Genomic DNA, 14275 nt, shown 5'->3' with positions numbered 1-14275 from the left:
TCGCCGTCGGCGTCGAGCGCCGGCGCCGGCCGCGCGGCCTGCGGGCGGTGGCCGTCGAAGCGCATCGGGTTGAGCACCGTCGGCGGCGTGGCACCGGCGGCGGCGCGCTGCAGGCCGCGTGCGACGACCTGCGGGTCGGCGAACACCTGGCCGATGTCGAGGATCGGCGCGCAGGGCACGCCGGCGGCTTCGAGCGCGTCGACCCAGGCCGCGGTGCCGCGCGCGCGCAGCAGCTGCTGCACGACCGCGACGAGCGCGTCGCGGTGGCGCACGCGCTCGGTGTTGGTCGCGTAGCGCGGGTCGGTGGCGAGTTCCGCACGCCCGGCGACGGCGCAGAAGCGCGCGAACTGGCCGTCGTTGCCGACCGCGAGCACGAGGTGGCCGTCGGCACTCTCGAACACCTGGTACGGCACGATGCTCGGGTGCGCGTTGCCCTGGCGCTGCGGCACGCGGCCGCTGCACAGGTAGCCGCTGGCCTGGTTCGCGAGCATCGCCACCTGCACGTCGAGCAGCGCGGCGTCGACGTGGCGGCCGCGGCCGGTGACCCGGGCCTCGTGCAGCGCGGCGAGCACGGCAGTGGTGGCGTACAGCCCGGTCATCAGGTCGGCCACCGCGACGCCGACCTTCTGCGGCTCGCCGTCGGGCTCGCCGGTGATGCTCATCAGCCCGCCGTGCGCCTGGATCGCGAAGTCGTACCCGGGGCGCTGCGCGTACGGGCCGTCCTGCCCGTAACCGGTGATCGAGCAGTACACCAGCCGCGGGTTCAGGTCGGCGAGCGACGCGAAGTCGAGCCCGTACCTGGCGAGCTGGCCGACCTTGTAGTTCTCGATCAGCACGTCGGCGTCGGCGGCCAGCGCGCGCACCAGCGCCTGGCCGTCGGCGCTGGCCAGGTCGGCGGCGACCGAGCGCTTGCCGCGGTTGGCCGCCAGGTAGTAGCTGGCGGTGCGCTCGTCGCCCGGCCCGGGCTGCCACCAAGGCGGCCCCCAGCCGCGCGTGTCGTCGCCGGCGCCGGGGCGCTCGACCTTGATCACGTCGGCGCCGTAGTCGGCCAGCAGCTGGCCGCACCACGGCCCCGCGAGCACGCGCGACAGGTCGAGCACGCGCACGCCGGCCAGCGGGCGTGGCACGACACCATCTTGTTCAGTGGGATGCATCGACCGTCAGCCGGTGGGGGCACGCCAACGCTTCGAGCAGCCGCCGCGGATCCGGCTTCGCCAGTCCGCTGGCGGCGCCCCCCGGGGGGGAGGCGCCGAAGGCGCTTCGGGGGGGTTCAAAACGCCGCGATGCCGGTGATCGCGCGTCCGAGGATCAGCGCGTGGATGTCGTGCGTGCCCTCGTAGGTGTTGACCACCTCGAGGTTGACCAGGTGGCGCGCGATGCCGAACTCGTCGCTGATGCCGTTGCCGCCGAGCATGTCGCGCGCGGTGCGCGCGATGTCCAGCGCCTTGCCGCAGCTGTTGCGCTTCATGATGCTGGTGATCTCCACCGCCGCGCTGCCCTCGTCCTTCATGCGCCCCAGGCGCAGGCAGCCCTGCAGCCCCAGCGTGATCTCGGTGGCCATGTCGGCGAGCTTCTTCTGCACCAGCTGGTTGGCCGCCAGCGGCTTGCCGAACTGCTTGCGGTCGAGCACGTACTGGCGCGCGGTGGCGTAGCAGAACTCGGCCGCGCCGAGCGCGCCCCAGGCGATGCCGTAGCGCGCGCTGTTCAGGCAGGTGAACGGGCCCTTCAGCCCTTCGACAGCGGGCATCAGCTGCTCGTCGGGCACGAACACCTGGTCCATCACGATCTCGCCGGTGATCGAGGCGCGCAGGCCGACCTTGCCGTGGATCGCGGGCGCCGACAGCCCTTTCATGCCCTTGTCGAGGATGAAACCCTTGATGCGGCCGTCATGGTCGCCCCCCACGCACTTGCCCCAGACGATGAAGACGTCGGCGATCGGCGAGTTCGAGATCCACATCTTGTTGCCGGTGAGCTGGTAGCCGCCGTCGACGCGCTTCGCGCGCGTCTCCATCGACCCGGGATCGGAACCGTGGTTCGGCTCGGTGAGCCCGAAGCAGCCGATCCACTCGCCGGTGGCGAGCTTCGGCAGGTATTTCTTCTTCTGCGCCTCGGTGCCGAATTCGTATATCGGCACCATCACCAGCGAGCTCTGCACGCTCATCATCGAGCGGTAGCCCGAGTCGACGCGCTCGACCTCGCGCGCGATCAGCCCGTAGGCGACGTAGTTCAGACCGGCGCCGCCGTACTGCTCTGGAATCGTCGGGCCGAGCAGGCCGAGCTCGCCCATCTCGCGGAAGATCGCCGCGTCGGTGTGCTCGCCGCGAAAGGCGTCCTTCACGCGCGGCAGCAGCCGCTCCTGGCAGTAGGCGTGCGCGGCGTCGCGCACCGCGCGCTCGTCGTCGCTGAGCTGCTGCTCGAGCAGCAGCGGGTCGTCCCAGTGGAAGGCGGCTTTGGCCATGGTGGTCTCCGGTTGTGCGGCGCCGGCACTCGGCGCGAGCGGTGAAACCGATGCTACGCGCGGCCGGCGCGCGCGGCAAACGACAATTGGGCATAGTCAAGTGCAAGAAGCGCACTTCGAAAGGACCATCGATGCGCCGCCGACTGCCCAGCACGACCGCCCTGGTGGCCTTCGAGGCCGCCGCGCGCCACCAGAGCTTCACGCTGGCCGCCGACGAACTGGCGCTGACGCAAAGCGCGGTGTGCCGGCAGATCGCCGCGCTCGAGGCGGCGCTGGCGGTCAAGCTGTTCCGCCGCACGCGCCGCGGCGTGGTGCTGACGCCGCCGGGCGCGGCCTACGCGCGCAAGGTCGCGGCGCGGCTGGCGGCGCTCGAGGCCGACGCGCTCGACCTGCGCGCCGGCGGCGGCGAGCGCCAGGTGATCGAGCTGGCGGTGGTGCCGACCTTCGCGACGCGCTGGCTGCTGCCGCGGCTGAACGACCTGTCGCGCGCCGAGCCGGCGCTGCAGCTGAACCTGCACGTGCGCACGCGCCCGTTCCTGTTCGACGGCAGCGGGCTCGACGCGGCGATCTACGCCGGCGACGGCCACTGGGCCGGCTGCCGCTGCCAGCGGCTGATGGGCGAGCGGCTGGTGCCGGTGTGCAGCCCGGCGCTGCTGCAGCAGCGCCTGCCCGGGGGTGCGGCCGACGCCGCCGCGCTCGGGCGGCTGCCGCTGCTGCAGCAGACCACGCGCCCCGACGCGTGGCGGCGCTGGTTCGCGCAGGCCGGCGTCGAGGTCGACGGCGACCTGCAGGGCCCGCGCTACGAGCTGTTCTCGATGAGCATCGCGGCCGCCGTGCAGGGGCTGGGCGTGGCGCTGGTGCCCGAGATGTTCGTCGCCGACGAACTGGCGCAGCGCCGGCTGGTGCGCCCGGCGCCGCTGGCCTTCGACAGCGACCGCAGCTACTACCTCGTCGTGCCCGACGGCGACGTCCCGCCGGCGCTGCGCGGCTTCGGCGGGTGGCTCGCTCGGGCGGCGGCGTAGGCGATGACGGCCACGGCGCGACCGTCGTCGCCGGGCCGGGCGCAGCCCGGCGCCGGGGTCGTCAGCCGTGCGCCTCCGCCGCGGGCGTCAGCGGGCAGCCGTGCGCCGGGTCCGTGGCGGCGACGCGCTCGGCAGCGGCCTGCTGCGCGAGCTGCGCCAGGCGCAGGTCCTGCGACTCGTGCTGCGCGAGCCCGTGCATGCCGGTCAGCATCAGGCCGGTGACGCCGAACGCGGCGGCGAGGGCGGTCAGGCGGGTGCTCAGGTGGCGATGCATGGTGTTCGGCTCCGGGGTGCTGCGGCTTGGTCGATGGAGCGAACTCTAGGCAGCGCACCGCCGCCGCGCGAGCGCATTGCGACCGATCGCCGGGCACCGGCGATGGAACGCCATCGGCGACGACGAACGGGCGTGCGCACGACGAATGCGCGCTCGACGAACGCGCGCTCGACGCGGCTTCGGGCCGCCACGGGCCAGCCGGGTTCTCGGTGGGGGCGGGCCGGACCGCCGGCCCGGGGGGCCGGTGCCAGGGCGTTCACGCGTAGCGCAACTGCCACGACAGCAGCGGCCAGAGGTCGGCGTCGGTCGCGTCGCGCTCCTGCACCTCGACGCCGTGGGCCAGGTCGTGGCTCGACACGTACCAGGCGCAGCCGCGCGGCACGTCGTCGTCGGGGTCGGCGGGCGGGGGGTCGTCGTGGGCGTCGAGCACGTCGCGCAGCGCGGCGTCGAGGCGGGCGTCGGCGCTGCAGCGGCGTGCCCGCGGTGCGGCGTCGAACCAGCGCCGCCACGGCGACGACGGCCGACGCTGCGGGCGGTGGGCGGGGTGGGGCATGCGGCCTCCTGCGTGGGATGCGCACGGCGGGTGCGAGCGCCCATCGTGCGTTGGTGGCGACGCCGTCTCCATCGCCCGAAGGCGGCCCCCACGCGGGGGACCCCGCCCGCCGCGCGGCCGACAATCGGCCCATGCCCGAGAACGAAGCCGACACCCTCGACCGTCACCACCGGCTGGTGCGCGGCCTGGCGCGCCCCGACGCCTGGCCGCGGCCGTTCGCCGGCGCGGCCGAGGTGATCGAGACGCACCTGTCGTCGGTGCTGCTGGCCGGCGACTGGGCGCTGAAACTGAAGAAGCCGCTGGCGCTCGACTTCGTCGACTTCTCGACGCGCGCGCGCCGGCAGCACTTCTGCGCCGAGGAGCTGCGGCTGAACCGGCGCACCGCGGCGCGCTGGTACGTCGACGTGCTGCCGGTGCTCGGCCCGATCGAGGCGCCGCGGCTGGGGCGCGCCGACGACGCCGACGACGCCGCCGCGGCGGTCGACTGGGCGTTGCGCATGCGGCGCTTCGACCGCGACGCGGCGTTCGACCGCCTCGCCGCCGCCGGCCGGCTGGGCGAGGCGCAGGTCGACGCGCTGGCAGGGGCGGTGGCCGCGTTCCACGCCGCGCTGCCGGCGTCGGCGGCGGCGTGGGGCGACCCGCGCGACGTGCGCCGCGTGGTGCTCGACAACCTGGCGTCGCTGGCCACGCTCGGCGTGGAGCCGCAGGCGGTGGGCGCGCTGCGCGACTGGAGCGTCGAAGCGCACGCGGCGATCGCGCCGCGGCTGCAGCGGCGGCGCGCGCGCGGCCGCGTGCGCGAAGGCCACGGCGACCTGCACCTGGGCAACATCGCCTGGCTCGACGGTGCGCCGCTGCTGTTCGACGCGCTCGAGTTCGACCCGCGGCTGCGCCACGTCGACACGATGTCCGACGCGGCGTTCACCTTCATGGACCTGCTCGACCACGGGTTGCCGGCGCTCGGCTGGCGCTTCCTGAGCGCCTACCTCGAGCGCGGCGGCGACCACGACGCGCTGCCCACGGTGCGCGCCTTCGCGGTGCACCGCGCGCTGGTGCGCGCCAAGGTGGCGGCGATCCGCGCCCGGCAGCCCGACGCGGGCGCCGCCGAGCGCGCGGTGGCCACCTCGGCGGCGCGACGGCGCATCGCGCTGGCGACGGCGCTGGCGCACCCGGCGGCGCCGCGGCTGGTGCTGACCACCGGCGTCAGCGGCAGCGGCAAGAGCACCGTCGCGCAGCTGCTGGTGCACGCGCTGGGCGCGGTGTGCGTGCGCTCCGACGTCGAGCGCAAGCGCCTGCACGGGCTGGCGCCGACCGATCGCGTCGACCCGGCGCGGCTGTACCACGCGCGCGCCACCGAGCGCACCTACGCGCGGCTGGCCGAGATCGCGCGGCTGGCGCTCGAAGGCGGCATCGCGGTGGTCGTCGACGCGGCGTTCCTGCGCCGCGACGAACGCGACGCGATGCGCACGCTGGCCGCCGCGTGCGGCGCACGCTGCATCACCGTCGAGTGCACCGCGCCCGACGCGGTGCTGCGGCATCGGCTGGCCCGCCGCGCGGCGCAGGGCAGCGACGCGTCGGACGCGACCGCGCCGGTGCTGGCGCTGCAGCAGCGCGTGCGCGAGCCGCCGGCCGCCGACGAGGCCGCGGTGGTGCTCGACACCGACGTCGACCTGCCGGCGCTGGCCGCGCGCGTGCAGGCGTTGGTCGCCGGCTGGCCGGCGCGCTGAACGCGGGGCGTCAGGCGCCGGCGCCTTCGGTGCGCGTGCCGCTGACCACCGAGTGCACGTGCGTCTGCACGTCCTGCGTGCGCAGCGCGCCGGCGGCGGCCTGCGCGCCGCGCATCAGCAGCCCCAGGTCGGAGCCGATGGCGACGAAGTCGCAGCCGCAGGCGCGGTACTGCACCACCGCGGCGGGCGACTCGCCGATCGTGCCCACCGGCTTGCCGAGCTGCTTGCAGCGGTGCGCCGCCTGCGCCATGCGCTCGAGCACCGCCGGGTGGTCGCTGTGGCCGGCGTGGCCCATCGCCGCGGCGAGGTCGGCCGGCCCGAGGAACAGCGCGTCGACGCCGGGCACCTCGGCAATCTCGGCGATCGCGTCGAGCGCTGCCGGCGACTCGAGCTGCACGATGACGCCGACGCTGCGCTGCGCGTGCGCGACGAAGGGGCCGATGGTGCCGAAGCGCGTCGCGCGGCTCATGCCGATGACGCCGCGCACGCCCTCGGGCGGGTAGCGTGTGGCGGCCACCGCGCGGCGTGCCTCGTCGGCGCTCTGCACGAACGGGAACATCAGCGTCAGCGCCCCGGCGTCGAGCACCCGCTTGACGACCACCGCGTCGTTCCACGGCACGCGCACCACCGGCACCATCTTCGTGTTGCCCACCGCCTGCAGCATGCCGACGACGCCCGAGACGTCCAGCGGCGCGTGCTCCATGTCGATGACGCCCCAGTCGAAACCGGCGTGACCGATGGCCTCGGCCACCAGCGGGCTCGCCGAGACGATCCAGGTGCCCACCGGCGGGTGCGAGCCGCTGGCCTTGAGCAGTTGGCGAAACGGGTTCATGGCGTGCTCCTCTCGACGAAACGCCGGGCCGCCCCGAGTCTTGCGGCCCGCTGCGGGACGGGCAGGGCGACGCCCGGCCGCGCAGGCCTTCAGTCGAGCTCGGCCTTCAGGTAGTGTGCGCCCGGCAGCGGGTTGTAGTAATAGGGCGGCACCTCCTCGAAGCCCAGCGACGCGTACAGGCCGCGCGCGGCCTCCATGTCGTCGAGCGTGTCGAGCAGCATCACCGAGTAGCCGGCACCGGTGGCGTGGTCCATCAGCGCCTGTGCCAGCAGCCGCCCGATGCCGAAGCCGCGGAACGCGCGGCGCACGTACAGGCGCTTCATCTCGCAGGCGTTGGCGTAGTCGACGTCGAACAGCGCGCGCAGCGCGCCGCAGCCGGCGAGCTCACCGTCGACGAAGGCCAGCAGCAGCGCACCCGCCGGCGGCGCGTACTCGCCGGGCAACGCGGCGAGTTCGTCGTCGAAGCCCTGGAAGCACAGGTCGACATCGAGCTGCTCGGCGTACTCGCGGAAGATCGCCCGCGCCAGCGCGAGGTGCTCGTCGCCGTCGGCGTGCAGCAGTTCGATGCGCGGCACGCGCGCCGCGGAGTCGTCGTCGGTGGTCCCTGGCATCGCAGGGGTCGGCACCGAACCGTGCGCGCCGGCAGGCAGGCTCATGTCAGTTGCCCCACCGCGCTTCGCGCGACCCGCGACGCACGAACCCGACGCCATCGAGCGATCGCCGCGGATCCGGCCTTGCCGGTCCGCTGGCGGCGCCCCCTCCCCGGGAGGGGGGGCGCGAAGCGCGTAGGGCGAGGTTCACTTCAGCCCTGCGAGACCAGCCAGTCGACGACCGCCGCGCAGCCGGCCAGCAGCACCGCGGCGAACAGCCGCGTGGCCAGCGTGTCGGCCGACGCCGGCACCGACGCCGGCAGCCGCTTGTCGCCGTGGACCATCGGCGCGATCAGGTTGCGCCGCCGCAGCAGGTACACGACGATCGCGACCACGTGCAGCGCCACCAGCACGATCACCAGCGCCTGTCCGACGCTCTTGTGGTACGCGGTCGCGGCCAGCCCGGTAGCGACCGCGACGTGGCGGTTCAGCGGGCCGACGTTGGCGATCTCGTCGTCGGCGATCAGCCCGGTGCCCAGCTGCACCGCCAGCGCCGCGAGCATCGCGAACACCGACAGCGCGCCCAGCGGGCTGTGGCCGACGTCGAATCGCTCGCCGGGGCGCGGCACGCCGCGCAGGTAGCGCACGAGCGCCGCCGGCGTGTAGGCAAACGTCGCGAAGCGCGACCAGTGCCCGCCGGCAAACCCCCACAGCACGCGAAACGCCAGCAGCGTGAGCACCACGTAGCCGAAGCGGAAGTGCCACGACATGGCGTTGCCGCCGATCTTCGCGCTGACCACCGAGCCGATCACCGACGCCGCGAGCACCCAGTGGAACAGGCGCGTCGGCAGGTCCCACACGCGCACGGCGGTGGTCGCGGGTTCGGCGGCAGGGGTCATGCAGTAGGCGTTGATGGTGGGCCAGGGCGCAACGATAACCTGCCACGCCGCGACGGGCCACCGCGGCCTCTGCGCGCCGCGCGATGCGTGGCTACACTGCGGCCGGCGCTGCCAGCCCCGCGGGTGGCGCGCGCACTGCCCACCCATTCGTCGAAGGAGCATCCCGGATGAAGCGTCTGCTTGTCAGCACGGCCGTCGCGGCCACCGCCGTCGCCACCAGCCTGAGCGCCTCGGCGCAGTTCCAGCGCCCTGACGATGCGGTCAAGTACCGCAAGGGCGTGCTGTTCGCGATGGGGCAGCACTTCGGCCGTATCGGTGCGATGGCTCAGGGCCGGGTGCCGTTCGATGCCAAGATGGCAGCCGACAACGCGGACATCGTCGCGACGCTGTCGAAACTGCCGTTCGCCGGCTTCGTCGATGGCACCGACAAGGGCGACACGCGCGCACTGCCGGCAATCTGGACCGAGCGCGCGAAGTTCGACGCCGCCGCGGGCAAGATGCAGGAGGAGGTGGCCAAGCTCGCCGCCGCGGCGAAGTCGAACAACCTCGATCAGCTCAAGGCGGCGTTCGGCCCCGCGGCGCAGAGCTGCAAGGCCTGCCACGACAACTTCCGCAAGGACTGAGCCCTGCGGCTGCGGGCGCGCCTCACGGCGCTGCCCGCGGCGGCGTCAGGCGGCGCCGGCGAAGCCGAGCACGACGCGCCGCGTCGTCGCCGACTTCTTCTCGACCTTCGTGACCACGACGTCGCCGACGTCGGCCGTGTCGGCCACGTGCGTGCCGCCGCAAGGCTGCAGGTCGACGCCCTCGATCTCGAGCACCCGCACGCGCCCGAGGCCGCGCGGCGGCTGCACGCTCATGCTGCGCACCAGCTGCGGGTTGGCGTCGAGCTCGTCCTCGCCGATCCAGCGGTGACGCACCGGCCGGGCGAGCGCGACCAGGCGCGCGAGCCCGTCGTTGAGGGCCTGCTTGTCGAGCGGCTCGGTCATGTGGAAGTCCAGCCGCGCGTGGTCGGCGGTGATCGAGCAGCCGTTGACCGGATGCGGCACCAGCGCACACAGCAGGTGCGTCGCGGTGTGCAAGCGCATGTGGCGCCGCCGCCGCTCGGCGTCGATGCGCGCAAGCACCGGTGCGCCCGCCGCCAGCGCGGCGAGCAGCGCCTCCTGCCCCGGTGCAGGAACGTGCAGCACCGCGCCGGGCGCGTCGCCCTTGCGCGTGTCGGCGATCGCCAGTTCGCGCCCGTCGCACAGGCGCAGCACGCCGCGGTCGCCGGCCTGCCCGCCGCCGAGCGGGTAGAACACCGTGCGGTCGAGTTGCACGCCGCGCGCGTCGACGGCGGTGACGACGGCGTCGCAGGCGTGCAGCGTGGCGTCTTCGCGGAACAGTTCGTCGGTCATGCGCGAGCATAGCCGCGCAACGGCGCCGCCGGCCGCGCTGCCGATGCCCACCGCGCATCGCGCCACGGGCGACGGGCGTGGTTCACCTCACCCGCTGCGCAGCGTGACGACGCCGCGCGGGGTGTCGAAGTTCGCCGCCAGCGCCGCCGCCGGCGCATCGGCTCGCACCACGCCGGGCACCGCGATCGCCGCGAACGCGTCGGCGGCGACGCCGTGCAGCGCGAAACTGCGCAACCGCACGCCACGGTCGGGCAGGCGCTCGCAGGGGTGCGGCCCGCGCCACTGGATCCAGGTCGGCAGCGCGCCTCCGGCGAGCGGCCGGCCGTCGCCGCGCACGCTGATGCGCCAGCGCAGCGTGCCCGCGGGCGTGTCGCGCTCGGCGGCGACGACGCTGCCGGGGTCGGCGCCGAGCGCCGCGAGCGTCGCGCAGCGCGCGTCGATGTCGTCGCAGCGCGCGACCCAGGTCACCAGCCGCGGCCCGTGGCGTTGCAGCGACGCCTGCAGCGCCGGCGCATCGAGGCCGAACCAGCGCGGGTGCGGCGGCGCGCTCGCGTCGGGATCGATCGCGATCAGCTCCAGGTAGCAGCCGGGGAAGGCGTCGCCGCCGATCGCCAGCAGCCGGTTGTGCGTGCCCATCAGCGGGTGGCGCCCGCCCGCCTCGGGCGCGACGCCGAACGTCGACTCGCACCAAGCGGCCCCCTGCGCCAGCGAGTGCGCCGCGACCACCAGGTGATCGAGTGCCGGCGGTCGCGCGGCGGCGCTCACAGCGTCACCACGCCTTCGATGCAGGCGCTGACGTGGCCGCCGACCCACACCTCGCCGTCCTCGCGCGCCACGGACACGCGCCCGGCGCGCCGCAGCGCTGCGCCCTGCGCCGCGACGTAGCGCGCCGGCGCGATGCCGGCGCCGATCAGCCACTGCGCGAGGCCAGCCTGCAGGCTGCCGGTGACCGGGTCCTCGGCCATGCCGCCGGCCGACGGGAAGAACGCTCGCACCTCGAACGCGGTCGAGTGCCCGGCGGGCTCGGCGCCGACCACGCCGAGGAACACATCGCGCTGGCCGCCGAAGTCCGGGCGCAGCGCGCGCACCGCGGCGGCCGACGGCAGCATCACCGCGACCCAGCCGGGGCCGTTGTCGACGCGCTGGTGCGCCACCAGGTCGGCGCGCGGCACGCCCAGCCAGCCGGCGATGCGCGCCAGCAGCGCCTCGTCGAGCGGCCCGGCGGCGCGCAGCGGCGGTGCCGCGAAAGCCAGCCCGGCACCGTCGCGGCGCACGCGCACGAGGCCGACGCCGCACTGCTGCACGATCTCGCCGCCGCCGCGCGGCACGCCGCCAGCAGCCAGCCACGCGGCACAGCTGCCCAGCGTCGGGTGGCCGGCGAACGGCAGTTCGGCCGACGGCGTGAAGATGCGCACGCGGTAGTCGGCGCGCACGTCGTCGGGCGGCAGCAGATAGGTCGTCTCGGACAGCTGGGTCCAGCGCGCGAAGGCGGCCATGCGCGCGTCGTCGAGCGGCTGCGCGTCGTGCACCACCGCCAGCGCGTTGCCGGCCAGCGCGACGTCGGCGAAGACGTCGACCTGCGTGAAGCGGTGACGGCTCACCGGCGCCCGCGCGCGGCCGACCGGCCGGCGCGCACGCGCGGCGAACCGGCCACCGCCGTCACCCCGCCGTCCTCACGCCGCGGCCTTCTTGGCCGCGGCCTTCTTCGCCGGCGCCTTCTTCGCAGCAGTCTTCTTCACCGCGGCGGCCTTCTTCGCAGCGGCCTTCTTCACCGGCGCGGCCTGCTTCGCCACGGCCTTCTTCGCGCTCGCCACCTGCTGGGTGACCGCCTTCTTCGCCGCGCCGACCTTCTTCGTCGCCGCCTTCTTCAGCACCTGCGCTTCCTTCTCCACCGCCTTGGCCGCGGCCTTGCCCTTGCGCTCGGCGGTGCTCTGCAGGCTGGCGAGCTTCTTCTGCGCGGTCTTCTTCGTCGACTCGAGCTTCTGTTCGGCCTTGCGCACCGCGCTGCGCACCGACTTCTTCGCCTCGGTGCTCGCCTTCTTCAGCTTGGTCTCGGCCTTCTTCAGCACGGCGTCTAGCTTGCGCTTGGCCTGGTCGCGCTTCTTCAGCGCGGTCTGCTTGGCCTTGCCGAGCTCGGCCGACGCCGCGCTGCCGACCTCGTCGAGCTTCTGGCTGACGGCTTCACCCACGTGGTGCGCCGCCTGCGCGAGGCTGTCGGCCGCCTGGGCCAGTTCGGACTTCTTTGCCTTGGTCGTCGCCATACGTGTCTTTCGTTGCGTGTGTGGGTGGAATGCGGCCGCCTTCGCGGCCGATCTCAATGTAGCGCCACCACCCCCGGATGCACCCGCAGCGAGCGCAGAGTGAGACCCCTAATGAAGCGCCGAAGCAACAGCGCCGCGCCGCAGCGGCAGCTGCGCCGGTGCCCAGGCCTCGCGCAGCACCCGCGCGAGTGCTTCGATGCCGGCGTCGATGCGCGACGGCGCGACCGTGGCGAAGCTCAGCCGCAGCGTGTTCGCGCGCGGCGCGGCGGCGTAGAACGCGGCACCGGGCACGTAGGCCACGCCGGCGTCGACCGCGCGCGGCAGCAGCGCGGCGGCGTCGATGCCCTCAGGCAGCTCGACCCAGAAGAACATGCCACCGGCCGGGCGCTGCCACCGGCAGGCGGTGCCGAAGACACCGAGGTGGCGCTCGAGCGCGGCCTGCATCGCGTCGCGATGGATGCGGTAACGCGTGCGCAGCGCGTCGAGGTGCGCCGGCAGCATGCCGCTGGCGAGCACCTCGTGCACGATGCGCTGGTTGAAGCCCGGCGTGTGCAGGTCGGCCGCCTGCTTGGCCTGCAGCAGCTTCGGGTACAGCGACTTCGGCGCGACGAGGTAGCCCACGCGCAGGCCCGGCGCGAGCACCTTCGAGAACGAGCCGAGGTAGATCGCGGCGTCGCCGGCGCGCGCGGCCAGCGGCGCCGGCGGCGGCGCGTCGAGCCAGAGGTCGGCGTAGGGGTCGTCCTCGACGATCGGCACGCCGGCGGCGAGCGCGGCGTCGACGATGGCGTCGCGGCGCGCCGCGCCGAGGCAGCGGCCACTGGGGTTCTGGAAGTTCGGCAGCAGGTACGCGAAACGCGCGCCGCGCGCCGCCGCGATCGCGTCCGGGCGCGGCCCGTCGTCGTCGCCGGCCAGCGCGACGACACGCGGCTCGGACGACGCGAAGGCCTGCAGCGCGCCGAGGTAGGTCGGTTGCTCGACGGCCACCTCGCTGCCCGGGTCGAGCAGCACCTTGCCCACCAGGTCCAGCCCCTGCTGCGACCCGGTGGTGATCAGCACCTGCGACGCCGCGATGCGCAGTCCGCGCGCCGCGAGGTCGGCGGCCACCTGCTCGCGCAGCGGGCCGTGGCCTTCGCTGGCCGCGTATTGCAGCGCCTCGCGCGGCTGGCCGGCGAGCACGCGCGCGGTGGCCTCGCGCAGCGCCTCGACCGGAAAGCCCTCGGCCGCCGGCAGACCGCCGGCCAGCGAGACGATGCCCGGTCGTTCGGTGAGCTTGAGGATCTCGCGGATCACCGAGGGGTTCAGCCGCTTTGCGCGTCGTGCCAGGGTCCAGTCCATGTCAGGTCACTCCTCGTCGTGTCGGGAACCACGCTCAGCGCGATGCCGCGCGCACCGGCAGGTGCCGCCCGACCCACACCACGCCGGCGACCGCCAGCGCGAAACCCAGCGTCGCCGGTTGCAGCGCCTCGCCGAGCAGCCACCAGGCACCGAGCAGCGCGATGAACGGCTGCAGCAGCTGCACCTGGCTGACGCCGACGACGCCGCCGACGGCCAGCGCGCGGTACCAGGCGAAGAAGCCGAGCCACATCGAGAACAGGCCGACGTAGCCGAATCCGAGCCAGGCGGCGACGCTGGCCGGCTGCGCCGGCCACAGCGCCAGCGTCAGCGGCGCGCTCAGCGGCAGCGATCCGACCAGCACCCAGCAGATCACCTCGGCGGCCGGGCGCTGCGCCGCCACGCGCGCGCCGGCGACGTAACCCACCGCGGCGCTGAGCACGGCGAACAGCAGCCAGCCGTCGGCGGCGACCGGCGCGCCACCGCCGAGCACGACGGCGAATCCGACCACCAGTGCCGCGCCGAGCAGTGCACAGGCCCAGAACGCCGCCGGCGGGCGCTGGCGCAGCGCGACCGCGCCGGTGGCCGCGGTGGCCAGCGGCAGCACGCCGGTGACCACCGCGGCGTGCACCGCGTCGACCTCGCGCAGCGCCAGCGCCAGCCCGAGCGGAAACCCGGCCACCGTGCCCAGCGCACACAGCGTCAGCGGCAGCAGCTGCGCGCGCGTCGGCGGCCGCGCCCCGACGGCGAGCAGGTAGCCGAGGCTCAGCAGCCCCGCCAGCGCCGCGCGCCCGACCGTGACGAACGCCGGGGGCAGCTGGGGCGCGCCGGCGTCGCCCACCGCGAGCCGGGTCATCGGCAGCGTCAACGCGAAGATCGTCACGCCCAGCAGGCCCGGCGCGAAACCGCGCGGCAGGCCGGTCGCAGGCATGGCGC

16 protein-coding genes are annotated in these 14275 nt (G+C 74.7%); 3 read left to right on the top strand and 13 right to left on the bottom strand.

Annotation, left to right across the window (positions count from 1 at the left end):
- On the bottom strand, positions 1-1154 hold a 1154-nt coding region (locus PKC53_RS08620; RefSeq protein WP_324428062.1), incomplete at its 3' end, for a CaiB/BaiF CoA-transferase family protein.
- A 116-nt stretch (positions 1155-1270) separates the two neighbouring features.
- Positions 1271-2458 carry an acyl-CoA dehydrogenase gene (locus tag PKC53_RS08615; RefSeq protein ID WP_324428061.1) on the bottom strand — a complete coding sequence of 396 codons (1188 nt, stop codon included), beginning with the start codon at positions 2456-2458 and terminating at the stop codon, positions 1271-1273.
- 131 nt (positions 2459-2589) lie between these two features.
- Here PKC53_RS08615 and PKC53_RS08610 point away from each other — a divergent pair, with 131 nt between their 5' ends.
- Positions 2590-3480: a LysR substrate-binding domain-containing protein gene (locus tag PKC53_RS08610; RefSeq protein ID WP_324428060.1), complete on the top strand. Its 891-nt coding sequence runs from the start codon at positions 2590-2592 to the stop codon at positions 3478-3480.
- Between the two features lie 61 nt (positions 3481-3541).
- On the opposite strand, the gene PKC53_RS08605 is transcribed toward PKC53_RS08610, so the two are convergent.
- Together PKC53_RS08605 and PKC53_RS08600 are read right to left on the bottom strand one after the other, a co-directional pair.
- Complete coding sequence (locus PKC53_RS08605) at positions 3542-3754, bottom strand: hypothetical protein (RefSeq protein ID WP_324428059.1); 213 nt, start codon at positions 3752-3754, stop codon at positions 3542-3544.
- Between the two features lie 256 nt (positions 3755-4010).
- Complete coding sequence (locus tag PKC53_RS08600) at positions 4011-4307, bottom strand: hypothetical protein (RefSeq protein WP_324428058.1); 297 nt, start codon at positions 4305-4307, stop codon at positions 4011-4013.
- 131 nt (positions 4308-4438) lie between these two features.
- Here PKC53_RS08600 and PKC53_RS08595 point away from each other — a divergent pair, with 131 nt between their 5' ends.
- The gene (locus PKC53_RS08595; protein WP_324428057.1) at positions 4439-6031 is read left to right on the top strand and encodes an AAA family ATPase; all 1593 of its coding nucleotides are present in this window, start codon (positions 4439-4441) and stop codon (positions 6029-6031) included.
- Between the two features lie 10 nt (positions 6032-6041).
- Here the strand turns inward: PKC53_RS08595 and PKC53_RS08590 are convergent, their stop codons facing one another.
- The 3 genes from PKC53_RS08590 to PKC53_RS08580 form a co-directional block, all read right to left on the bottom strand.
- Positions 6042-6863: an aldolase/citrate lyase family protein gene (locus tag PKC53_RS08590; RefSeq protein ID WP_324428056.1), complete on the bottom strand. Its 822-nt coding sequence runs from the start codon at positions 6861-6863 to the stop codon at positions 6042-6044.
- An 89-nt stretch (positions 6864-6952) separates the two neighbouring features.
- Positions 6953-7519, bottom strand: a complete 567-nt coding sequence (locus tag PKC53_RS08585) for a GNAT family N-acetyltransferase (protein WP_324428055.1) — start codon at positions 7517-7519, stop codon at positions 6953-6955.
- 146 nt (positions 7520-7665) lie between these two features.
- The gene (locus PKC53_RS08580) at positions 7666-8352 is read right to left on the bottom strand and encodes a cytochrome b/b6 domain-containing protein (protein ID WP_324428054.1); all 687 of its coding nucleotides are present in this window, start codon (positions 8350-8352) and stop codon (positions 7666-7668) included.
- 167 nt (positions 8353-8519) lie between these two features.
- Here PKC53_RS08580 and PKC53_RS08575 point away from each other — a divergent pair, with 167 nt between their 5' ends.
- Positions 8520-8975: a cytochrome c gene (locus tag PKC53_RS08575; RefSeq protein WP_324428053.1), complete on the top strand. Its 456-nt coding sequence runs from the start codon at positions 8520-8522 to the stop codon at positions 8973-8975.
- 45 nt (positions 8976-9020) lie between these two features.
- Here PKC53_RS08575 and PKC53_RS08570 read toward each other — a convergent pair whose 3' ends face one another.
- The 6 genes from PKC53_RS08570 to PKC53_RS08545 all read right to left on the bottom strand — a co-directional run bounded on the left by PKC53_RS08570 (position 9021) and on the right by PKC53_RS08545 (position 14270).
- Positions 9021-9746 (bottom strand): alanyl-tRNA editing protein, encoded by a 726-nt coding sequence (locus PKC53_RS08570; protein ID WP_324428052.1) that lies wholly within the window; start codon positions 9744-9746, stop codon positions 9021-9023.
- Between the two features lie 87 nt (positions 9747-9833).
- Positions 9834-10511, bottom strand: a complete 678-nt coding sequence (locus tag PKC53_RS08565) for a VOC family protein (RefSeq protein WP_324428051.1) — start codon at positions 10509-10511, stop codon at positions 9834-9836.
- On the bottom strand, positions 10508-11347 hold the full coding sequence (locus PKC53_RS08560) for a PhzF family phenazine biosynthesis protein (RefSeq protein ID WP_324428050.1): 840 nt from the start codon (positions 11345-11347) through the stop codon (positions 10508-10510). The genes PKC53_RS08565 and PKC53_RS08560 overlap by 4 nt, the downstream gene beginning before the upstream one ends.
- A 72-nt stretch (positions 11348-11419) precedes the next feature.
- Positions 11420-12007, bottom strand: a complete 588-nt coding sequence (locus PKC53_RS08555) for a hypothetical protein (protein ID WP_324428049.1) — start codon at positions 12005-12007, stop codon at positions 11420-11422.
- Between the two features lie 108 nt (positions 12008-12115).
- Positions 12116-13342, bottom strand: a complete 1227-nt coding sequence (locus tag PKC53_RS08550) for a PLP-dependent aminotransferase family protein (protein ID WP_324428048.1) — start codon at positions 13340-13342, stop codon at positions 12116-12118.
- 34 nt (positions 13343-13376) lie between these two features.
- Positions 13377-14270: a DMT family transporter gene (locus PKC53_RS08545; protein ID WP_324428047.1), complete on the bottom strand. Its 894-nt coding sequence runs from the start codon at positions 14268-14270 to the stop codon at positions 13377-13379.
- Between the last annotated feature and the right edge of the window lie 5 nt (positions 14271-14275).

The sequence above is a fragment of the Azohydromonas sp. genome, from assembly GCF_035325925.1.
Taxonomy (GTDB): domain Bacteria; phylum Pseudomonadota; class Gammaproteobacteria; order Burkholderiales; family Burkholderiaceae_C; genus Calidifontimicrobium.
The sequence above is the reverse complement of the archived record's forward strand: the minus strand, read 5'-3'. Positions and strand labels throughout refer to the sequence as shown.